This window comes from Actinomycetota bacterium (assembly GCA_030019255.1).
Lineage (GTDB): Bacteria > Actinomycetota > Geothermincolia > Geothermincolales > RBG-13-55-18 > Solincola_A.
The window spans coordinates 218,585-238,825 of sequence record JASEFK010000005.1 but is presented as its reverse complement, the minus strand read 5'-3'; the positions used below and the strand labels follow the sequence as shown (position 1 = coordinate 238,825).

Annotated in this window: 18 protein-coding genes; 11 read left to right on the top strand and 7 right to left on the bottom strand. The window is 63.0% G+C overall.

Going from position 1 to position 20,241, the window contains the following annotated elements; translation table 11 throughout:
• Positions 1-10 precede the first annotated feature (10 nt).
• The gene (locus QME84_06465) at positions 11-2,467 is read right to left on the bottom strand and encodes a hypothetical protein (protein ID MDI6873910.1); all 2,457 of its coding nucleotides are present in this window, start codon (positions 2,465-2,467) and stop codon (positions 11-13) included.
• Between the two features lie 528 nt (positions 2,468-2,995).
• Here QME84_06465 and larB point away from each other — a divergent pair.
• The 3 genes from larB to QME84_06450 all read left to right on the top strand — a co-directional run bounded on the left by larB (position 2,996) and on the right by QME84_06450 (position 5,447).
• Positions 2,996-3,751, top strand: coding sequence for a nickel pincer cofactor biosynthesis protein LarB (gene larB / locus QME84_06460; protein MDI6873909.1), 756 nt, complete (start codon positions 2,996-2,998; stop codon positions 3,749-3,751).
• Between the two features lie 34 nt (positions 3,752-3,785).
• The gene (locus QME84_06455; GenBank protein MDI6873908.1) at positions 3,786-4,601 is read left to right on the top strand and encodes a 4Fe-4S binding protein; all 816 of its coding nucleotides are present in this window, start codon (positions 3,786-3,788) and stop codon (positions 4,599-4,601) included.
• 312 nt (positions 4,602-4,913) lie between these two features.
• A complete protein-coding gene (locus QME84_06450; GenBank protein MDI6873907.1) occupies positions 4,914-5,447 on the top strand; it encodes a type 1 glutamine amidotransferase domain-containing protein in 534 nt (177 codons plus the stop codon).
• A gap of 18 nt (positions 5,448-5,465) precedes the next feature.
• On the opposite strand, the gene QME84_06445 is transcribed toward QME84_06450, so the two are convergent.
• On the bottom strand, positions 5,466-6,149 hold the full coding sequence (locus QME84_06445) for a DUF1122 family protein (protein ID MDI6873906.1): 684 nt from the start codon (positions 6,147-6,149) through the stop codon (positions 5,466-5,468).
• Positions 6,150-6,689: 540 nt separating this feature from the next.
• Between QME84_06445 and QME84_06440 the strand changes: the two genes are divergently transcribed.
• Complete coding sequence (locus tag QME84_06440) at positions 6,690-7,193, top strand: rubrerythrin family protein (protein MDI6873905.1); 504 nt, start codon at positions 6,690-6,692, stop codon at positions 7,191-7,193.
• A gap of 71 nt (positions 7,194-7,264) precedes the next feature.
• Positions 7,265-7,642, top strand: coding sequence for a desulfoferrodoxin (locus QME84_06435; GenBank protein MDI6873904.1), 378 nt, complete (start codon positions 7,265-7,267; stop codon positions 7,640-7,642).
• 237 nt (positions 7,643-7,879) lie between these two features.
• Here QME84_06435 and QME84_06430 read toward each other — a convergent pair whose 3' ends face one another.
• Entirely contained in the window at positions 7,880-8,161 is a 282-nt protein-coding gene (locus tag QME84_06430; GenBank protein ID MDI6873903.1) for a ferritin family protein, read from the bottom strand.
• A gap of 348 nt (positions 8,162-8,509) precedes the next feature.
• On the opposite strand from QME84_06430, the gene QME84_06425 reads away from it, so the two are divergent.
• The 4 genes from QME84_06425 (at position 8,510) to QME84_06410 (ending at position 13,111) form a co-directional block, all read left to right on the top strand.
• Positions 8,510-9,100, top strand: coding sequence for an Rrf2 family transcriptional regulator (locus QME84_06425; GenBank protein MDI6873902.1), 591 nt, complete (start codon positions 8,510-8,512; stop codon positions 9,098-9,100).
• 6 nt (positions 9,101-9,106) lie between these two features.
• Positions 9,107-9,970: a 4Fe-4S binding protein gene (locus QME84_06420; protein MDI6873901.1), complete on the top strand. Its 864-nt coding sequence runs from the start codon at positions 9,107-9,109 to the stop codon at positions 9,968-9,970.
• A gap of 105 nt (positions 9,971-10,075) precedes the next feature.
• Positions 10,076-11,968, top strand: a complete 1,893-nt coding sequence (gene ftsH / locus QME84_06415) for an ATP-dependent zinc metalloprotease FtsH (GenBank protein MDI6873900.1) — start codon at positions 10,076-10,078, stop codon at positions 11,966-11,968.
• A gap of 216 nt (positions 11,969-12,184) precedes the next feature.
• Positions 12,185-13,111: an FAD-dependent oxidoreductase gene (locus QME84_06410; protein MDI6873899.1), complete on the top strand. Its 927-nt coding sequence runs from the start codon at positions 12,185-12,187 to the stop codon at positions 13,109-13,111.
• A gap of 220 nt (positions 13,112-13,331) precedes the next feature.
• Here the strand turns inward: QME84_06410 and QME84_06405 are convergent, their stop codons facing one another.
• The 3 genes from QME84_06405 to QME84_06395 form a co-directional block, all read right to left on the bottom strand.
• Entirely contained in the window at positions 13,332-13,847 is a 516-nt protein-coding gene (locus QME84_06405; GenBank protein ID MDI6873898.1) for a zinc ribbon domain-containing protein, read from the bottom strand.
• A 407-nt stretch (positions 13,848-14,254) separates the two neighbouring features.
• Complete coding sequence (locus QME84_06400; GenBank protein ID MDI6873897.1) at positions 14,255-14,830, bottom strand: RDD family protein; 576 nt, start codon at positions 14,828-14,830, stop codon at positions 14,255-14,257.
• Between the two features lie 256 nt (positions 14,831-15,086).
• Positions 15,087-15,638, bottom strand: a complete 552-nt coding sequence (locus QME84_06395) for a hypothetical protein (GenBank protein MDI6873896.1) — start codon at positions 15,636-15,638, stop codon at positions 15,087-15,089.
• A 491-nt stretch (positions 15,639-16,129) separates the two neighbouring features.
• On the opposite strand from QME84_06395, the gene QME84_06390 reads away from it, so the two are divergent.
• Both QME84_06390 and QME84_06385 read left to right on the top strand, forming a co-directional pair.
• Positions 16,130-17,218: an NAD(P)-binding protein gene (locus QME84_06390; GenBank protein MDI6873895.1), complete on the top strand. Its 1,089-nt coding sequence runs from the start codon at positions 16,130-16,132 to the stop codon at positions 17,216-17,218.
• Positions 17,219-17,743: 525 nt separating this feature from the next.
• Positions 17,744-18,817 (top strand): beta-propeller fold lactonase family protein, encoded by a 1,074-nt coding sequence (locus tag QME84_06385; protein ID MDI6873894.1) that lies wholly within the window; start codon positions 17,744-17,746, stop codon positions 18,815-18,817.
• A 187-nt stretch (positions 18,818-19,004) separates the two neighbouring features.
• Here the strand turns inward: QME84_06385 and rpoD are convergent, their stop codons facing one another.
• Complete coding sequence (gene rpoD / locus QME84_06380; protein ID MDI6873893.1) at positions 19,005-20,198, bottom strand: RNA polymerase sigma factor RpoD; 1,194 nt, start codon at positions 20,196-20,198, stop codon at positions 19,005-19,007.
• Positions 20,199-20,241 lie beyond the last annotated feature (43 nt).

Below are 20,241 nucleotides of genomic sequence, written 5' to 3'. Positions count from 1 at the left end.
CTACCCGTCGTCACCTCCCCGGAAGGCTGTGGCCTCCCCGCACTCCACCGTAATCGAAATATACGGGCCGCTCCACCACGATGGGGGAATCCGACCGGACCCTCATGGACAGCTGGTATCCTTCCCCTGCGTCGTGGTTCACGAAAATAGTCTGCCGGGTCCTGGGAGGCAGGACGAAGGTTCGCGGAGGCAGGGCCCCCACCTCCTGGGTAAAGTAATACACCGCCACCTGGGCGTCTTCGCTTCCCGGATTCTGCAGGCATAACCAGGTGTGGAAGCCCGGTCCGGTGTAGCCTTCGGCCAGGAACCAGTCCCTCCCCGCCGCGGTGGAACCCATCACGCAGTCCCCGCCCGACCAGCCCGCGTAGTTGAAGTATATGGGCCGCTCGGCCAGGAAATAGGCCGTGGACACCAGGACCACGGACACGTCCTTGTCCCTGCCCACCTCCCCGGGGACGTAGACGGTGTAACGTTTACCGGCGCGCACTATGTAGGACCTCTCCACCACCGTTCCCTGTTCCGGGCCCGGTTGGAAGGAAGCGTAAACCAGGATGTTGAAGGGGTTGGGGTTCTGGATGGTCAACCACTCCTCGAAACCCTGGCGCGTGGTCCCCTCGGCGAAATAATAGCCCTGCGAAAGGGAGGTGGCTCCTCTGACACAGTGCCCTCCCTGCCAATGATGCTCTCCTGTCCCCAGGTAGTCGAAATACATGGGACGTTCTGCCACCACCGGGGAATCGGAGACGAGCTTCAGGGAATGCTGGTACCCGGGTCCGAGTATGTCGTTGACGAAGAAGCTGCGCCTGGAACCCGCCGGGACCTTGTATCCCACCTTCTCCACCACCCCCGCTTCCTGGGTCTGGAAATAAAAGGAAATCACGGCATCGTTCTCCAGGGGGTTGAGGACGCATATCCACTCCTCGAAGCCCTCCCCCGTATAGCCCTCGGCGAAATACCACGCGGTGGAGGTCTCCTCCATCCCCATGGTTATATGGCCTCCCGACCACTTCCCCCCGTAGGTGAAATACATGGGCCTTTCGGCCGTGATGTCTCCGTCTGATTCCAGCTTGACGGACACCTCACGGTCCGATCCCACGTCCAGGTTGACGTGAATGGTCATGCGCGATTCGGCGGGGACCAGCACCTTCCGGGAAAGGCTGGTGCCGTCCGGGAAAAGGTAGGTCACCGCGGTGCGCACGGGAACGGCGTGTGGGTTGCCCAGGCACAGGTATTCATCGAAATTCTCCCCGGTATAACCCTCGGCGAAATAGAGGACCTGGACGGCGCGGGTACTCCAGACCTCGAACCCCTCAAGATTCTGGGTCCCGGCCAGTAGCTCCTCCCCGCGCAAAAGCAGGGAGGCCGCGGAGGTGTTGTCCGGATACCCGAATCCGTTCACCGCTTCCCGGCCCCAGTTCGCACCGTCGAAGCGCCAGACCTGGCATCCCGAGGCGTCGTTGTAAGTCCCCACGTAGAGGTCCACGCCGCCGGCGGCCATGGATACCGCGCCCAGGTTTCCGGCGTCCCCGAAACCGGCATCCGCCACCCTGGTCCAGTTGGCCCCGTCGTAGGACCAGACCTCGCAGCCGTTGCCTCCCGAGGAATCATAGGTCCCCACGTAAAGGCCGGCGTCGTAGACGGTCATGGAGGAGGCCTTGCGGTTGTTCGGGTTTCCGAAGCCTGGAGCTGTGGGGGTGCCCGGCGCGCCCTGTCCCACCACTTGGGTCCAGGAGCGGCCGTCGTAGGACCAGACCTGGCACCCGGAGGAGTAGTCGTTGTTGTAGGTGCCCACGTAGAGCCGGCCGTAATATACGGCCATGGAGGTGGCCCCATAGTTTCGGGGGTCGCCGAAACCGCCGCCGGCCACCCTCAACCAGGCCTTGCCGTCATACTGCCAGACCTGGCATCCCCCTTCGTTATAGGTCCCCACGTAGAGCCGGCCGCCGAAGACGGCCATGGCCGGCACATCGATGTTCGCCGCCTCCCCGAAGCCGGGAGCGGTGGGGGTGCCCGGCGCGCCCTGTCCCACCACCTGGGCCCAGGATTCGCCGTCGAACGACCAGATGCTGCATCCCTGCGTCGCGTTGCGCACGGAGACGTAAAGCCGGGATTCGAATACCGCCATGGCCGAGACGTTGGTGTTCGAGGCCAGGCCGAACCCCGGACCGGTGGGGGTGCCCGGCTCGTCCCCCCCCACCTCCTGGTACCAGGTCAGGCCGTCATACGACCACACCCGGCAACCGTTGGAATTGTTGGTTCCCAGGTATATTTTACCAGCATACTGGGCCATGACACCGGCCGAGGTATCGGCCTGGAAATCCAGTCCCCGCGAAGCCAGCCTCTCCCAGCCGCCCGGGACCAGCGTTCCGGAACCTACGGAAGCGACCGGGCCCAGTATGAAAAGGAGGGGGAGGGCCAGCAGGAGGGCAGCCGTGAGCCTTTCCTTTCTGCATGATCTGAACTTCATACTCACTCCCACCTCAGCGTCGAAATCGCCGGCTTAAGGCCTCCATCCCAACCCGGCCGGGAGCCTGGCCCGCTGCGTAGACGACCGCCGGGCTCTGCGACTCCTCAACTTAAAATGGATGGCCGGTAACTCCTTCCCGCTCTCATATTTCATCGAGAGGTACCCTTATTCCTGCCCGGCGGAAATTGTCGTCCACCCGGGCATTCCCTCGAGGACGCAAAGAGGAAGCCCCCATCGCACCCGAAGATCGTTCCTTAAATCCAGTGGTTCACGTCCAATATCAAGCGCCGAGAAAAAGATATCCTTCGGGTTTTCGATATGTCCGGGGAAAGATTTTCTGTTGTTCCGCATGGTCTAAAGCGGGCGTGGAAACTTTATTGTTTGAACCGATGACGAGAAAAAGACATCATTCGGGTTTCCGGAATCCCGGGAAAAGCTGTCCTGATGGTAATATATGGTACGCAGCGGGCGGGGAAGCGTACTTGGTTCGGGACCGTGATATACTTAGGGCACGAAGGAAAGAGTGAAATGCGAAGGGAAGAGCTGCTGGAAATCCTCCAGGGGGTACGCGAGGGCCGGGTGGACGCCGAGGAAGCCGCGGCCAGGATAGCCCTCGAACCCGTGACCGACCTGGGCTTCGCTAACTTGGACCAACACCGCGAACTGCGCAAGGACCTCCCCGAGGTGGTCTACTGCGAGGGAAAGCCGCCGGGAACCGTGGGCCCCATCGCCCGTTCCCTCGCGGAGAGGAGCACCGGGAACATACTCCTCACCCGGGCCTCGGAGGAGGCCTACCGGGAGGTGAAGGAGTGCCTGCCAGAAGCGGAATACCATCCCCTAGCCCGTGTCATCGTCGTGCGGCGGGAGGAGAGGCCGCTAGTGGGCAAGGTGGTGGTGGTCACCGGTGGCACGGCGGACATCCCGGTGGCCGAGGAGGCGGCCCTGGTGGCGGAGATATCCGGCAACCGCGTGGAGCGCCTTTTTGACGTTGGAGTGGCCGGAATCCACCGGCTGCTCTCCCGCACCGACATATTCCGGGGCGCCAACGTGGTGGTAGTGGTGGCGGGGATGGAGGGCGCCCTGGCCAGTATCGTGGGGGGTCTGGTGAGCTGCCCAGTCATCGCCGTCCCCACCTCCGTGGGTTATGGGGCCAGCTTCGGCGGACTCTCGGCCCTCCTTACCATGCTCAATTCCTGCGCTCCCGGCGTGGCGGTGGTGAACATCGACAACGGCTTCGGAGCCGGTTACCTGGCTCATCTCATCAACCAAGCCGCTGTCCATTGAAGTGGGCCTGACCCGAGACGAGGGAGGGAGAAAGGTGGCCAGTCCAGTGTGGTTCGTGAACCTGGTGAAGAAGACCTTTCCGCAGCGCTTCACCCTGGCCAGGCTGACTAGGGTGCCCCTGGTCGGAGCGTTCCTCGACCGCTGGCTCTTTGGCGGAGACGACATCGTCTACCTGCCCAAGGACCGCGTGGTCAGGGTCGACCGGGAGGTGGCCGGCGGGGAAAACGTGGTCCTTCCCACGCGGGTTGTGGAATATTTCGTGGAGAAGGCCAACTACCACTGGATAATGAACACCTGCATCTGCCGGGAGGCCTCCGGCTGCCGGGACTACCCCATTGACCTGGGGTGCCTGTTCCTCGGGGAAGCGGCCATGGGAATAAATCCCAGGCTGGGCAGGAGGGTGAGCCGGGAGGAGGCCCTGGAACACGTGCGCCGCTGCCGCGAGGCCGGGCTCTTCCAGCTCATCGGGCGAAACAAGCTTGACACGGTGTGGCTGAACGTGAGGCCGGGAACCCGCCTGCTAACCATCTGCAGCTGCTGTCCGTGCTGCTGCCTGTGGAGGATGATACCCGCACTCTCCGAGAAGATCAGCTCCAAGGTGCACCGCATGCCCGGGGTGGAGGTCAGGGTCACCGATAGATGCGAGGGGTGCGGGACCTGCGTGAAGAAGGGTTGCTTTGTCCAGGCTATCCGCATGGAAGGCGACCGGGCGGTAATAGGCAAGGAATGCCGCGGTTGCGGACACTGCGTGGAGGTGTGCCCGCACGGGGCCATCGAACTGATCGTGGCCGACACCTCCTTCATGGACAGCCTGGTGCCACGCATCGACGGGCTGGTGGACGTGACTTGATTCCCGCCGCGCCTGGTGGAGGAACCCTTCGATCCGCATTGCGCCCACCTCGATTCCGGCGCGGCCGCCAACCTCGCGGAGCGGGGAACAAGGCTGCTGGGCATGCACTACCTGTCCGTGGGCCCATAGAAAGATCCTCCGCGTTACCGTGCAACGTAATGCCTTTAGGTCCGGCGCGAGGGAACGGGGCGAACGCACGGGGAACGCGCTCCCGCCGCACACCACCGGGCGTCAGGGGGTGGGCTGGTAAGGCCTGGATGATCCCGGCCTGGACGCCGGGACCCGCCCCGGGAGAGAAAGCGAGGTGAGGGGATGGACCTGGAAAAGAAAAGGGTAGCCGTGTTGATTGGAAAGGGGTTCCAGGACCAGGAGGGAACGGTGCCCATTGAATTCCTGCGCCGGGAGGGGGCCGGGGTCATCACCATAGGACCGGAGACCGGGGAGATAAGGGGCCTCCACGGCGCGGTCATCGAGGTGGAGAGGACCTTGGAGGAGGTCTCGCCGGAGGACTTCGACGCCCTGGTGATACCCGGAGGAAGGTCTCCCGCCCACCTGCGGAGATTCCCCGCCGCCGTGGACTTCGTGGCCCGCTTCGCCGCCACCGGAAAACCGGTGGCGGCCATCTGCCACGGGGGACAGTTGCTGGCCGCGGCAGGCCTGGTGAAGGGACTCACCATGACCGGGTATCCCAAGATCAAGGAGGAAATGGAGGCGGCGGGCGCCAGGTTCGTGGACCGGGAGGTGGTGGTGGACGGGAACATCATCACCTCCCGAGTGCCGGACGACCTTCCGGTCTTCAACGCCACGCTCAAGGAAATGCTCCTCGGAAGACGGGGCCGGGAATGAGCGGGGCAGCAATTTCCGTTATTCAAGGCCGGCCAATATCTCCTCCGCGCGGGAAAGGGCCCGGGCTTCTTCCGGATCGGGGTTGCCACGCCTGTTTTCCCCGGCGACGAACTTCTCCAGCATGCGGCGGGCCTCGTATTCCCTGCGGGCGCGGATCTCCTCGTCCAGCGGGCGGGTGGCCTGCAGCTTCATGGCCCCTTCCAACCACCCTTCGGGGAAATACCAGTCCTTGAACCATCGGAAGCCCGCCTTCCAGAGATAAAGACCCAGGGGGGTGGCCATGGGGGGGAAGTTTCTCTTCAGGCCCCTTTCCGTCTCCCTGGCCAGGGGATGGGGCTCCGCCCCGTAGATGACCATGAGCGAACCCCCCGGCGGGATCATGCTCCCCAGCAGGCCGATGAGCTCTCCGGTAAGTCCGTACTCCTCGAGGTCGAGGTCGTCATCCCCCGGAAAAGAGGCCACGGGGTCGTACCTGAATTCCATCCAGGGCTTGATGTATTCGCCGCGGCCCATGAAAAAGAGGCCCTGGACCACGGGTCTTCGAGAGGTTGCATCACCCTTCCGGAGATAGAGGTTGAAATACGTCTCACGGTCCGTCCTGCCGCGGCGAAAGTCGCGTGCCTCGAGTGACAGGTCTCCCAGGCTCCGCCCCTCGAGGTGCTTTCGTAAAATATCCGAAGGCCCGTACAGCTTGCCGGCCATCCTTCCTCCCCTTACGGTGCGCTTTTCCCGGCTTTCCCTTCAGTCCTCCGGCCCCTCCAGGCGGAAGCGCCCGTCTTGCGGGATCATTTCACCGTATAGCATACCCTTCCCGGACCCGCGATGATCCGGAAGCCGGACAGGGATCTCATGCGACGCATGGCAAGGAAACCGTAACGGCCTCACCGGCTTCGGTGCGATAACCCGGAAGCCGGACAGCGATCTTGAGCCACGCCCCTGCCTTATAACCTCGGGGCGACACGACTGATGCCGGCCTGCTGCTTCCGGGTTCCGACGCTACTGCCCATGGATAAGGGTTAATTTCGAGGCCCATACCCATCCGTTTCAAGCTTGATACACATCATAACGGTTTACGAAGGGCATGTTTACCCGGTTACCACGAGGGAATCATATCTTATGAATTCCGGGGTGCCGTCCCTTATAAATTCGAGGGAGGTAACCCTTGGCGGGTGTCCACCTGGACAAGGGCAACCGCCGGCCTTCAAGTACTGATCAAGGTAGAGATGGAAAGGAGGGAGTAGCATGCGTGAGATGACGGAGAAGTTCCTCAACGAGGCCTTCGCCGGGGAAAGCATGGCCCACATGAAATACCAGCTCTTCGCGGACCGGGCGGAGGCCGACGGTCTCACCGAGCTGGCCAGGATGTTCCGGGCCATCGCCTTCGCCGAGAAGGTGCACGCCGGCAACCACCTGCAGGTCCTGGGCGGACTGAAGGCGGCCTCGGACAACATCCAGACCTGCATCAACGGCGAGACCTATGAGATCAACGAGATGTATCCCGTCTTCAACGCGGCGGCCAAGCTGCAGGACGAGGAAGGAGCGGTACGCAGCACCCACTACGCCCTGGAGGCGGAGAAGATCCACGCGGAGTGGTACAAGAAGGCCAAGGAGGCGGTGGATCGGGGCGAGGACGTGAAGATAGGGACCATCCAGATATGCAGCGTTTGCGGGCATACGCGGGAAGGAGACGCACCCGACAAGTGCCCCATCTGCGGGGCCTCCCGGGACAAGTTCGTGGCCTTCTGAGGGGGCCGCGCCGGAAAAACGACGGAAGAGCGGGAAAGTAAAGGAAACATCGCGTCCGAGGGAGGTAGGAGATGACCGAGAGGCTTCAGGTCTACAAGTGTGAGGTCTGCGGGAACATCGTGGAGGTCCTGCACGCCGGCCAGGGCGAGCTGGTGTGCTGCGGACAGCCCATGGCCCTGCAGGTGGAGAACACCGTGGACGCGGCGGTGGAGAAGCACGTCCCCGTGGTGGAGGTCACGGACGACGGCGTGCTGGTGAAGGTGGGCGAGGTGGCCCATCCCATGACCGAGGAACACTACATCGAGTGGGTCCAGGTCGTGGTGGGCGACATGAGCTATCGCATCTTCCTCAAGCCGGGAATCGCTCCCGAGGGCAAGTTCACCGTGCCCAGGGAGGGAATCACCGCCCGCGAATACTGCAACCTCCACGGGCTGTGGAAATCCGCCTGAGCCGGTAACGGGAAAGGCCGCTCCGCATAGCTACGGGGCGGCCTATTTTCTTACAGCCCAGGATAATCGTTCACCTCAGAAATCCGGCTTCCAGACCTCCCACACTTTCTCCGTAGAGTGCGGTTCCTTTTACCGGTTCGGATCCTACGGCCTTTGCCCTCATTTCTATCCCACTTCGGCCGCGAACCTTACCGGCTTTCCTGGATGCCGTCTCAACGCCAGCGGTCGAGGTTCTACTCAGCCCTTGAGTTCCTCGACCTCCTCGCGGCCCTCCTCCAGCTCCTTGGCCTGCTCCTCGTCCTCCATGAGGAGGAGGGTCTGGAACTCGCCCACGTGGGTCTTTTCCTCCCTGGCGATGTCCAGGAGAACCTTCTTGATAAGCTGGTTCTCGGTCATGGCCGCCAGCTGCTCGTAGAGGTTCACGGCGTCCAGCTCGGCGATCATGCCCACGCGACAGATCTCCCGGTCCAGCTCCTTTCCGCTCATGCGGCCGAGGTCCTTGGGGATCTCCGAAAGCATCTTCTCTCCTCCTTTTTCCACGGTTCAGCTGCAATCTCCGCTTTCGCGGGAAATCCTGGCAGCGCGTCCGCCTCGTATTCCGGCGATTCGGTGCATGCCGCCCTCCCGCACCTACCATTATTTCCAGGTGCTCGAAAAAATAACCCGGCCGCGAAGTAGATAGCTGATCCCGGGCATGGGGTTCGATGAAGGACCTGCGGAGAACGAGTGCGAGCGGCATGGTCCGGAACGGGGACCGGGACCCGGGACGGGGACTTGACGCCGTTCGATTATTTTGGTATTTTGGTACCATAATACCTTTTTATTTGAGATGTCGCGCAAGTCGAGAAGGCGCTCGAGGTGGTGGTCATGAACGGGACGCTGAGATTCTCGGAGGCTTTCACCCTGGGCCTGCACGCCGCCTGCTACCTGGCCGGCCGCGAGGGGGGCAAGGCCTCCACCCGCGAGATCGCCCGTTACCTGGGGGTCTCGGAGGCCCACCTGGCCAAGGTCATGCAGCGACTTGTCCGGGCCGGGGTACTGGAGTCCTCCCGCGGGCCGCGAGGCGGCTTCAGGTTGAGCCGCGAGGGCAGCGAGATAACCCTCATGGACATCTACGAGAGCCTGGAAGGGCCCTTCTCCCCCACCACATGCCTCCTGGGCCGCGATTCGTGCCTGGGACGGTCCTGCGTCCTGGCGGGACTCCTGGGAGCGGTGGACAGCCAGTTCGAGAGCTACCTGCGGGAGACCGACCTGGGTTCGGCGGGCGCGATGCTGAGGGCACAACGCAAGAACGCCCCGTCAGGGGTGGGGAGCCCTCCCGGGACCCGCGACGGGGTGGACGGCGGGAGCATTCCCGAAGGCGAAGGGCCCGCGAGAAAAGGCACGCGAAACCGTAAGGGGAAAGCCGACGTTGCGGATGCCGGACCCGGCAGGCAGGCGCGGAAGCACAAGGAGTGATGTATCATGCTGCGCAAGATAGTGCATATCGACGGGGAGAAGTGCGACGGCTGCGGGCTGTGCGTGGACGCCTGCGCCGAGGGGGCCATCGCCATCATCGACGGCAAGGCCCGGCTGGTAAGCGAATCCTACTGCGACGGGCTGGGCGCCTGCCTGGGGGAGTGCCCCCAGGGGGCCATCACCATCCTGGAGCGGGAGGCGGCTCCCTTCGACGAGCAGGCGGTGCGCCGGCACCTCGGCGAGAACCGGGCGGGAGCCGGAGCGCCATCCGGGCACCCTGACGGGCCAGACACCGGGAAGGCGAGGGGGTTTCCGGGGCGTGAAAGCGGTGCTCCCCGCGCGGATGAGGGGGAGGGCGGCGGGGACAACCTCCCCTGCGGCTGCCCCGGAACCGTGGTCCGAGAGCTGAAGTCTCCCGCGGAAGAGGAAGGAAGCGGGGAGGCCGGCGGTCCGAGGATAGCCTCGCGGCTGCGCAACTGGCCCGTCCAGCTCAGGCTTTTGCCCGTCACTGCGCCCTATCTGAAGGGGGCCCACCTCCTTCTGGCCGCGGACTGCACGGCCTTCGCCTTCCCGGAATTCCACCGGGAACTGCTGGAGGGCAAGGTCCTCCTGGTGGGCTGCCCTAAGTTGGACGACGCTTCGTTCTACCGAGAGAAGCTGGCGGCCATCATCGCCGAAAACGAGATCCAGGAGATAACCGTGGTGCACATGGAGGTCCCATGCTGCTTCGGTCTGGCCAATATCGCCCGGCAGGCCCTGGAAGATTCCGGAACGGATGCCAGGCTTATAGTGATAAAGCTGGGCATCCAGGGCGGGGTACTCTCCATGGAGGAAGTGCGATCCCTTCCGGGCAGACGCGCGAGGTCTTGAGGCTTCCGCCAACCTTCGGTTCGAGCCCTTCGCCGCAATCCGCGGGAGACTGTTTTCGCATGCACGCGTCAGGTGCCGCCCCACCGGAGCGGGTATAATGTTATCATGGACGAGAGCAGAAAGAAAAAGCTCTGGCTGTACTTGGTCTACGGCCTGCTGGCCCTGGGCATTATCCTCAGCATACAGTTTGCCAAACCTTTCCAGCCTACGGAGATAAGCTACAGCGAATTCCTGGGCCACCTGAATGCCGGTGAGGTAAGCAAGGTGGTCATCACCGACACCCATATCGAGGGCACCCTCAAGACCCAGGAGGGGGAGAGCAACTTCGTCGCCACCCGCATACCGGACACGGACATCAAGGATCTGGTGGCCCTGCTGGAGGAAAAGGGCGTGGACTTCTCGGGAAGGGTGGAGAACACCTTCTGGAGGGACTTCCTGCTCACCTGGGTGCTCCCCCTGGGGCTCATCGCCTTCATCTGGTTCTTCGTCTTCCGGCGCCTCGCACGGCGGGTGGGCGGGGTCAGCCCCATGTCCTTCGGCCAGTCCAAGGTTAAGCTCTACGACCGCAGCGTGGACCGGGTAACCTTCGACGACGTGGCCGGGCTGGACGAGGCCAAGGAGGAGCTGCGGGAGATCATCGACTTCCTCCGCCACCCCCAGAAGTACCGCAGCATCGGGGCCCGCATCCCCAAGGGGGTCCTGCTGGTGGGGCCGCCGGGGACGGGGAAGACCCTCCTGGCCCGCGCCGTGGCCGGGGAGGCCGACGTCCCCTTCTTCTCCATAAGCGGTTCCCAGTTCATGGAGATGTTCGTCGGGGTGGGCGCGGCCCGGGTCCGGGACCTCTTCGAGCAGGCCAAGTCCAAGGCTCCCTGCATCGTGTTCATCGACGAGATAGACACCATCGGCAAGGTGCGGGGCGGCATCATGGCCAGCGGGGGAACGGAAGAACGCGAGCAGACCCTCAACCAGCTGCTCTCGGAGATGGACGGCTTCGACCCCCAGACGGGGGTCATCATCCTGGCCGCCACCAACCGTCCCGAGGTCCTGGACCCCGCCATCCTGCGGCCCGGGCGCTTCGACCGGCAGATAATGATCGACCGCCCGGACATCAAGGGACGGGAGGAGATACTCAAGGTGCACGCCCGCCGGGTGAAGCTGGGCCCGGATGTGGACCTCAAGAAAATCGCCGCGCGCACCCCCGGCTTCGCGGGGGCGGAGCTGGCCAACGTGGTCAACGAAGCCGCTCTTTTAGCCGCACGCAAGAACAAGAAGGCCGTCAACCAGCAGGAATTCGAGGAGGCCATCGACCGGGTCATCGGAGGCCTGGAGCTGAAGAGCCGGGTGATGAGCGAGCGGGAACGCCGGGTGGTGGCCTTCCACGAGGTGGGCCACGCCTTGGCCGCTTCCCTGCTGGAGCACGCCGATCCCGTCCACCGCATAACCGTCATCCCCCGGGGAATAGGCTCCCTGGGCATGACCATGCAGCTCCCCGAGGAGGACCGCTACATCATGACCCGCCCGGAGCTGGAAGACCGCCTGGGAGTTCTCCTGGCCGGCCGGGCGGCGGAGGAGATTGTCTTCGGAGAAGTTTCCACCGGGGCCCAGAATGACCTGGAAAAAGCTACCATCTTGGCCCGCAAGATGGTGGAGGATTACGGAATGAGCGATAAGCTGGGACCCGTCGCCCTGGGGCTGGAGCGGGGAGCACGCCTTCTCCTGGGAGAGTTTTCCTACGGCAAGGAGGCCAACTACAGCGAGGCCACCGCGGAACTCATCGACCAGGAGGTCAAGGACATCGTGACCTCCAATTACGAGCGGGTAAGGGGGCTGCTTTCCGAGAACCGCCGGGCCCTGGAGGGCATCGCGGAGATACTGCTGGAGAAGGAAACCTTGGAGGGGGACGTTTTCCGTTCGCTGTTGGAAAAGTTCAGCTCGCGGGCCGGGATGGCGGAAGAACCCAGCGAGAACCTGGAGGAACCGGTGGCGGAAAACCGTTGAGGCATACGGGGGCGGAAGGTCCAGGTGCCATACCTCTCGTAGATCCCTCTTTTAAGGTAGTAGTGATACATGCAAGGAGCGGGAGATGCAGGTGCGGGTATCTTGTGGAACCCGTGCCGAAAGGGCGCTAAGCGCGAGCTCCCGGATGCCGGGTCGGTTGTCGGGTGGTAACAGCGGGATCGACTTCCTGCTCGATCTCCCCGTTTTAGCGGAGGCATGGAGCTTCACGACGTGATCATCATCGGGGCCGGACCCGCCGGCCTTTCCGCCGGGGTGTACTGCGCCCGCAAGATGCTGGACACCCTGGTCATCTCCAGCAACGTGGGAGGGCAGGCGGCCTGGTCCTGGGAGGTGGAGAACTACCTTGGATACCAGCTCATCAGCGGGGCGGAGCTGGTGGAGCGCTTCCGCGACCACCTGGAGAACTTCAAGGTACAGCTCCTGGAGGGCAGGACGGTCGTCTCCCTCTGCAGGGAGAAGGGACGTTTCAGGGTGGCCACGGACAAGGGGGAGGAATATTATTCCAAGGCAGCCATAGCCGCTTCGGGCAAGGTTCCGCGCAAGCTGGGGGTGCCGGGAGAGGATGAGTTCCGCGGGCGGGGAGTGGCCTACTGCGCCACCTGCGACGCCCCCCTGTTCCGCGGCCGAAGGGTGGCCGTGGTGGGAGGGGGGAACTCCGCCCTGGACGCCGCCCTCCAGCTGGCGCAGATCGCCGACATGGTACACGTCCTTACCATCGAACCCACCCTCGACGGGGACGAGATACGCAGGCGGCAGGTGCTGGACTCCCCGAAGGTGGAGGTGCGCACCTCGTCCCGGGTGCTGGCCATCCGTGGGACCACCTTCGTGGAGGGGATAGAGTTCTCGAGCGGGGGAAGGGAAGAGTCCCTCGAGGTACAGGGGGTTTTCATCGAGATAGGTAGCGTGCCCAGCACCGCATACCTCCCTCCCGAAGTGGAGCTCAACCCCGCGGGGGAGATCGTCATCGACGCCAACAACCGCACCAGCCTGCCGGGGCTCTTCGCCGCCGGGGACGTGACCACCGTCCTGGAGAAGCAGATCATCATCGCCGCCGGCGAGGGAGCCAAGGCCGCCCTCTCCGCCTACGCCTGGCTGGTGGAAAGGGGCGAGGTGGGTCGATGACTCACCTCAAGGGGTGGTAAATCGACGGGGAGAACCGCCGTGAAAATCCCTTGAGCGGCCCCGGATGGGAAATTTAAGGTTACCGCGTTAAGAATCGGCCCGGACCGAGGGCATCTTGGAAAATCTCCAAGCCGCGGCAAGAATGGAAAGCTTAGCTGCAATAACCTTGAATCAAGGCCGAGGACATCCTTCAGGTCGGGAACCGGAAAAAGGTAGCCGGTCACCACGTGGCGAGGGAGGCGTAGAGGATGAACATCACTATTCCCCCCAGGAAAGCCAGGATCCCGGTGACCAGCCCGGCCACCCCCATTCCCTGACCCGTCTTGAGCTGCGGCTCGTTCTGCACGTTCTTTATCCCGATGGACCCCAGGACGATCCCCAGGATGCCGCAGATGATGGCGAAGACGGGGACCCAAAAGAGAACCAGACCGATGATGCCCAGCACCATCCCGGCGACGCAAAGGCCATCAGTACGGGGCATGGAATAAGGAATGTAGTACGGTTGAGCGTGGGAAATTGCCGGCTGGTACCCGGCGGAGGGAGGACGGGGAAGGGTTTCCTTCGACCCGGAATCGGGCTCGCTGCTCTCGCCGGAGGTCGGATAACCCGCAGCCTGGAAATCCTCCTTCCCGGCGTTTTCACCGCTGGCCGCCACCACGGCGGATAAGTCCCTCCCGCATTTCACACAGAAGCGGGCGTCATCGCTGTTCTCGGCTCCACAGCCGTTACAGATCATTGTCCGACCTCCTGGGCCGCTTTCTCCCTCCTCTGGGGTTCTTCCACCCTTGCCGCCGACCCGCTCGCCGCCTTCCCGGACGATAACCCGGACGATAAAATGTTATCACATCCACCACCTCGGGACCTCTAACGACGCACGCCAAGGGACCGGGGGACATCTCCTTTTCCCAACCGGATATCTCCATGCCCATGCGTTATGCACACGTTGCGGAGGGCCTGCGCCGAGGCGGCAGGAAGAAAGGCAGTTTAAACCATTGCGGGCCCGCTCCGATGCTTAGGGGGAGTGGATGTCGAGGCGGCAGGAAGAAAGGCAGTTATCAACCGCGCGCTCTTTTTCTTTATGCCAACATCTTCCGCATCGGCACGTGTTCTTCCTGGCCCCCTGCCCCGGTCGACGGTCCGTTCTCAGCCGTAAATGACCAGGGTTCTCGCGATCTTGTCGTGCCAAGCCTGTTTACGCCCGTCGAAGCCCGCCCAGATGTAGCCCAGCATGCAGGCCAGGGCGGAGAGGAGCTTGCCCGGTATCTCCCTGACCACCGCCGTCCCGTAAGTGACCGGCTGCAGGTCCTCGCCCACCACCCTCAGGCCCAGCAGCTTCTTGCCCAGGGTGGCTCCGTAGCGGCCGGTGAGATAGGTGTAATAGGCCCAGCCTATAAGGGTCCGGATCACGTTGAAAAGGAAGAGCAGGCCCGAGCTGACCCCCCGGCTGAAGTCCCAGGAGCCCCAGAAATGGATGTTTTCGTTGACCGCCCAAAAGAGGAGGTTCACCGGAAGGAAGGCGACCGAGAGGACCAAGCCGTCGACGATGGCAGCGGCGAAGCGGATCCAGAACCCCGCGTATCGCGGGTAGGCACCCTCCGCTACCTGGAACGCCGGGTGCGTCGTTCCAGGGGGCATGACGTCCGAAAGGCGGTAACCGCAGCCGGAGCAGAAATTCGCTCCCTCGGTGTTGAGCAAGCCGCAATTTGGGCACGCTTTCATCTTCATAACATCCTTTCCACTTTCCCCTTGGGCCTATAGGCGTGCAAAGCCGGTGGGCATAAACGATGCCCTTCACAAAACCTTCCCTACCGTTCCTCCCTAATCACTTTCGGACCGGAATCGGGAATGTCAAGGGGAAAAAATATCACTTGCCGGTCACATAGACAAATCCTTACCTGGTTTACCGCATGTCTTCAATCCTGAAATCACCCGCCTTAACCGTTAAGCATCCGCCTTGAAATCAACCGGGAACGACTCAGCCGCCGAAAGCTCCGCACGAGGAGGCCCTCGGCCTCCAGAAGCGGTAAGCCGGGCAGACCTTCTTCCACTCCTGCTGGTCATGGGTTCCACACCAGCGGCAGGCGTGGAAGAACTGGCCCAGGAGCACCGCCTGCATCAGGGCCAGGTATCTTGCCAGTTTCTTCCTATTCTTCCGCAGGGCCAGGGCCGGGACCCAGAAAATGGCGGACAGGCTGAGGATCTCCAGCGCGAGCCCCAGCTTTCCCACCGACTTCCCCTCCACGCGGGGATAGAGCAGGGATGTGTATTTCCCCAAATAATAGGATCGGCACATCTCGCCGTATCCCTCGCACCGCGAACAGATCAGGTAACGCGGCCAGGTGAGGAAAAGGGCCCACCCGCCGAGCCAGGCCAGCAGGTGGCGGAATTTCCTCTCGCCCACCATCCCGCGCACGGCCTCCGCGGCGGCAAAGGCGAACGCCGCGAAGCGCAGCGGCATGAGCAGCGGGCCAGGCCGATCTCCTCCACTCGAGCAGCGGGAGATACCCTGCTTTCCACTTCCTCCCATCCGGATCACCTCCCTCTTTTCCGACATCATGTCGGTAAAAGAATATAGCACCTTATGCACGATGACAAGGGGCAGGCATACGAGTTCCCCGTCTCCAGGGTCGGGCAAGGCGTCCTACCCGATGGCCACGGGTACTCGGGGCGGTTCCCCCTTCAGGGCTGGAAAATGTGCCCTTCCACAGGGTAAGGATCACCCGCATGGGTTCCGCATCCATAAGGTGGGGCACGGCGTTCCCAGGGTCGGGCAAGGCGTCCTACTCGATGGCCACGGGTACGCGGAGAGGTACCATGGTTCCCGGATCGAGCCATAGAAAATATTTCCTTTTTCCCGAGTCTCGTCCAAACCTCAAGGGTACGAGGCGGATCATTGTCTTTTCGCGCGGGTGGAACAGCGGAAAGAGGGTATCATAAAATGGGTTGTGCTCCGCGGTGCCGGCGAGGGAGCTCGTCGCCGGGCACGCCCTGGGAGGGGCCCGAGGGGGAGGAGGACCCATGGGCGAGAAGATCGTGGTCGGAGCGGGACTGGCCGGACTCACAGCGGCCATCAACCTCAGGCGGCGAGGTTACGAGGTAAGGGTGCTGGAGCGCCGTGACGGGGTAGGGGGGCCGGCGCGGGACATGCCCACCGGCGAACTTACCTACGTGATGGCCGACGGAACCCCGATGGACCTGGGAAGGATACGGGATTACACGGGCATAGACATCTCTCCCGTCTGCGAACCCCTGGAAGGAACCCGCATTTACAGCTTCGGGAAGCGCTATGATACCCGGTTTCCCTCCAACGTTCCCGCTTACTTGGTGGAGAGGGGATCCCGCTCAGCCTCCCTGGACATGTACCTTTACCGCATCGCCGTGGAGGAGGGGGTGCACTTCGAATTCAATCACCCCGTAAAGACGCGCCGGGACTTCGAGGACCTGCCACCCCGCAGCATCCTGGCCACCGGCCTCTTCCGGGATGCCTTCCAGGTCTTGGAAATACCCTTCGTTCCCGTCTACGGCCTGTTCGGCCAGGGGATGGTGGCCGAGGACTACCGGGGCCCCAGGGTCATACTGTATATGGATGAATACACTTGGGACTATGCCTTCTTCTCCACCATCCACGGGGTCGCCGGGGCCCTCCTCTTCCAGCGCAAGCGACCCCTCGGCGCGGAGGCCAAGCGCTGGTTCCCGGAGAGGTTGGCCCGTGACGAGGGCCTCGAGTTTCCGGAATGGCACGAGCTGGACATGGGCGTGCTGCCTATGGGATCTTTTTCCAATCCGCGCCTCTTCCACGACCGGTTCATACTGGCGGGGACGCTGGCGGGGGCACAGGACCCGGTCCTCCTCTTCGGCGTGCACGGGGCCCTGGTGACCGGGAGGATAGCGGCCCTGGCCGTGGACGATCCCGAGGCGGCCTACCGGGAATTCCGAAGGGTAAACCGTTTTTGGAGGATGAGCTACCTTAACCGCCGCCTCATCGAAGCCACTTTCCCATGGGGCCTCAAGGTGGTAAGCCGTGCAGGTTTCGGCCTGTATCCCCTTTACGCACCCTTCGCCCTGCGATACGCCTTCCTCATAGTCCCCGGCTGGCTCAGGATATGAGACGCGCCGGACCGGTTCGATCCACAGTGGTGAAGGGGATCGCGTCGCTCCGGGATGGGAGGGGGTTCTACAGGGGATATTGTGTCAGCGGTGGCATGGCCCGGAGACTGCAGCACCCACCTGCCAAGCCGAAAAGGGCTTTTTGGCCCTCAGGCCGAAAAATGAAATTGGAAGCGTACACCAGAGGACGGAAGCCATGGGTATATGTAACCGGAAGGCTGAAAGAGAAGGGGGTCTTTGTTCCGCCGTATGTATCCTGCCACGGGAGCCGCCAAGCGGGGTGAGGAAGAGAAACCCGAGATGTGTTTTCGAAAAGCGACCGCGCGGGCATGGTGAGGGAACCGGTAAGGGAACAGATAGAGGAACGAGGAGAGCAGCGGTAGCCTGGTGGAGACATGCCCTCAAGGATACTCGAAGCAATCCATAACCGACTACGAGGCCGGGATAACTCCTGAAAACGCTCGCAAGGTCCCCGGGGGCGGAGATGGCCCACCAGGAAAAGTGGGTCGATGGGAGGACGAGGCCATGACCGGCTCGCATTTTGTATGGAAAATATTAGTATACGGATCGCTGCTCCCCCTCCTGATCTGCGGGATCGCGGGCTGCCGCGCCGCGGGCCCCGCCGGCGACAACAGCCAGGCCGTTCCGCCGGAGCGGGCCGAAGAAGGGACGCAGGCAGAGATACCATTTTATGTCACCGGACAGATCACCGGGCTGCGCCTCCTGACCGTGCTGCGGGTGGAAGCGGGCCCGAAATCGGTGGAGCTCATGCCCGGCGGAAACCGGATATTCGTAAACGACCTCTACGCGCACAAGAACTTCATCTTCGACGCCCGGACCTACGCTAGACTGCTGACCGTGGTCCTTCCCGACGAACCGGTGGAGGCGGACTTCTCCCCCGACGGAAGGTGGGCCTGGGTCTCCCTGTACAACTCGGCCAGCGTGGTCCTGGTGGACACCGAATCGGGGGCCCTGGCAGGAGAGGTGGACACCGGGAGCATCCCCAAGGAGGTGGCGGTGAGTCCCGACGGCGCCTGGGTTTATGTAGCCAACTGGAACTCCAACACGGTAACGGTGATCGACGCGCGGTCGAGGACGAGGGTGAAGGACATCCCGTTGTACGCCACCCCCCGGGGCATGTGCTTTTCCCCTCAGGGGGACAAGGCTTACGTGTGCATCATGGGAGGTGACACCCTGGCGGAGGTGGACGTGGCCGGTGGCCACGTGGTTACTCGTCAGATACCCTGCGGCCAGAACCCGCGTCACGTTGTACCCTCGCCGGACGGAAAATCCCTCTACGTGAGCAACAACGTTCCGGGGACGGTCACCGTGGTGGATCGCGAGGCGGGGACCATCACCGCCACCATCAAGGTGGGCAGGGCAGCCCGTACCCTGGACATCACCCCGGACGGAAAATACCTCTTCGTCTGCAATTACGAGGACGGGACGGTGGGATGCGTGGACCTGGCGGCCCGCCGCCAGATATTCACCTACCCCACTTCCAAGCCCATAGGACTGTGCGTGGACTCCAGGGGCGAGTGCCTGTTCGTCTCCAACTACGCTCCGCCTCAGGTGACCGTCCTGGAGATTGTCCGCTGACCGAAGCAGACTTCCTCCTAACCTGACCGCCCCCTCGCCGTGCACCCCGGCGCCGGCGGAGGACGCGAAAAACAGGAAAATCCCTTTTCGGGGGAAGGATAACCGGTTCCGCCACGGAGCTTACTTGGAAAACCGGCAAGGTTAAGTTTATACCCCCCGGGGTATCAAAATTCAAGACCTGACCCCTTTATTCGAGGAAGTCGCGGAGCTTGGCCGAACGGGTGGGGTGGCGGAGCTTGGCCAGGGTCTTAGACTCGATCTGGCGGATGCGTTCCCGGGTGACCCCGAACTCGCGGCCCACCTCCTCCAGGGTGCGCGGGTGCCCGTCCACCAGGCCGAAGCGCAGCTTGATGACCTCTCTCTCCCGCTCGCTCAGGGAGTTGAGGACGTCCTCCAGCTGCTCCTGGAGGAGGATGAAGGAGGCGGCGTCCGCGGGTACCACGGCATCGGAATCCTCGATGAAATCGCCCAGGTGGGAATCCTCCTCCTCACCTATGGGAGTCTCCAGGGACACCGGCTCCTGGGAGACCTTGATGATCTCCCGCACCTTCTCCGGGGTGAGCTCCATGCGCTCGGCGATCTCCTCCGGCGTAGGCTCCCTGCCCAGCTCCTGGAGAAGCTGCCGCTGTACCCGGATGAGCTTGTTAATGGTCTCCACCATGTGCACGGGGATGCGGATGGTGCGGGCCTGGTCGGCGATAGCCCGGGTGATGGCCTGCCTTATCCACCAAGTGGCGTAGGTGGAGAACTTGTAGCCCTTGCGGAAGTCGAACTTCTCCACCGCCCTGATGAGGCCCAGGTTCCCCTCCTGGATGAGGTCCAGGAAGAGCATCCCCCTTCCCACGTAGCGCTTGGCGATGGAGACCACCAGCCGTAGGTTGGCCTCCACCAGCTTGCGCTTGGCCTCCTGACCCTCCCTCTCCTTACGCTGTAGGGCCCGCTTCTCCTCGCGGCTCAGCTTGTCCCCCATCTCCCGCAGCCTGGCGGAGGCCTTCTCGCCCTCCTCGATCTTCTTGGCCAGCTCCACCTCCTCCTGGGCGGTGAGCAGGGGGACCTTCCCTATCTCCTTGAGGTACATGCGCACCGGATCGTTGGTGGGGGTTTTCCCGGCCAGCTCCAGTTCCCTCTCCAGGCTATCCAGGCGGGAGGCATCCTTATCCTCTTCGTCCTCGAGGTCCTGGAGGCTTTCATCCGTAGGCCCGTCCACTACCTCAACGTTCAGCTCATCGAGGAGCATATAGAGGTGATCCATCTGCTCCGCGGTCAGGTTGAGGCCCTGCAGGGACTCGCTTATCTCGTCGTGGGTCAGGATGCCCCTGCCCTGGCCCCTGGAGAGCAGTTCCTTTATCTCGTCGTAATCGAGGTCTTTCCAGTCGTCCATATAAATCACCTGAAATGAGGGTTATTAAGATTAATCGAGCGCT

Bases quoted from the DNA above. Each gene is read 5' to 3' on its own strand.
- ftsH (MDI6873900.1), top strand. From the start codon at position 10,076: ATGGACGAGAGCAGAAAGAAAAAGCTCTGGCTGTACTTGGTCTACGGC.
- QME84_06430 (MDI6873903.1), bottom strand. From the start codon at position 8,161: ATGCTTTCGGAGATCCCCAAGGACCTCGGCCGCATGAGCGGAAAGGAG.
- QME84_06450 (MDI6873907.1), top strand. From the start codon at position 4,914: ATGGACCTGGAAAAGAAAAGGGTAGCCGTGTTGATTGGAAAGGGGTTC.
- rpoD (MDI6873893.1), bottom strand. From the start codon at position 20,198: ATGGACGACTGGAAAGACCTCGATTACGACGAGATAAAGGAACTGCTC.
- QME84_06445 (MDI6873906.1), bottom strand. From the start codon at position 6,149: ATGGCCGGCAAGCTGTACGGGCCTTCGGATATTTTACGAAAGCACCTC.
- QME84_06405 (MDI6873898.1), bottom strand. From the start codon at position 13,847: ATGATCTGTAACGGCTGTGGAGCCGAGAACAGCGATGACGCCCGCTTC.
- QME84_06440 (MDI6873905.1), top strand. From the start codon at position 6,690: ATGCGTGAGATGACGGAGAAGTTCCTCAACGAGGCCTTCGCCGGGGAA.
- QME84_06420 (MDI6873901.1), top strand. From the start codon at position 9,107: ATGCTGCGCAAGATAGTGCATATCGACGGGGAGAAGTGCGACGGCTGC.
- larB (MDI6873909.1), top strand. From the start codon at position 2,996: ATGCGAAGGGAAGAGCTGCTGGAAATCCTCCAGGGGGTACGCGAGGGC.
- QME84_06465 (MDI6873910.1), bottom strand. From the start codon at position 2,467: ATGAAGTTCAGATCATGCAGAAAGGAAAGGCTCACGGCTGCCCTCCTG.
- QME84_06410 (MDI6873899.1), top strand. From the start codon at position 12,185: ATGGAGCTTCACGACGTGATCATCATCGGGGCCGGACCCGCCGGCCTT.
- QME84_06400 (MDI6873897.1), bottom strand. From the start codon at position 14,830: ATGAAAGCGTGCCCAAATTGCGGCTTGCTCAACACCGAGGGAGCGAAT.
- QME84_06425 (MDI6873902.1), top strand. From the start codon at position 8,510: ATGAACGGGACGCTGAGATTCTCGGAGGCTTTCACCCTGGGCCTGCAC.
- QME84_06390 (MDI6873895.1), top strand. From the start codon at position 16,130: ATGGGCGAGAAGATCGTGGTCGGAGCGGGACTGGCCGGACTCACAGCG.
- QME84_06385 (MDI6873894.1), top strand. From the start codon at position 17,744: ATGACCGGCTCGCATTTTGTATGGAAAATATTAGTATACGGATCGCTG.
- QME84_06435 (MDI6873904.1), top strand. From the start codon at position 7,265: ATGACCGAGAGGCTTCAGGTCTACAAGTGTGAGGTCTGCGGGAACATC.
- QME84_06395 (MDI6873896.1), bottom strand. From the start codon at position 15,638: ATGGGAGGAAGTGGAAAGCAGGGTATCTCCCGCTGCTCGAGTGGAGGA.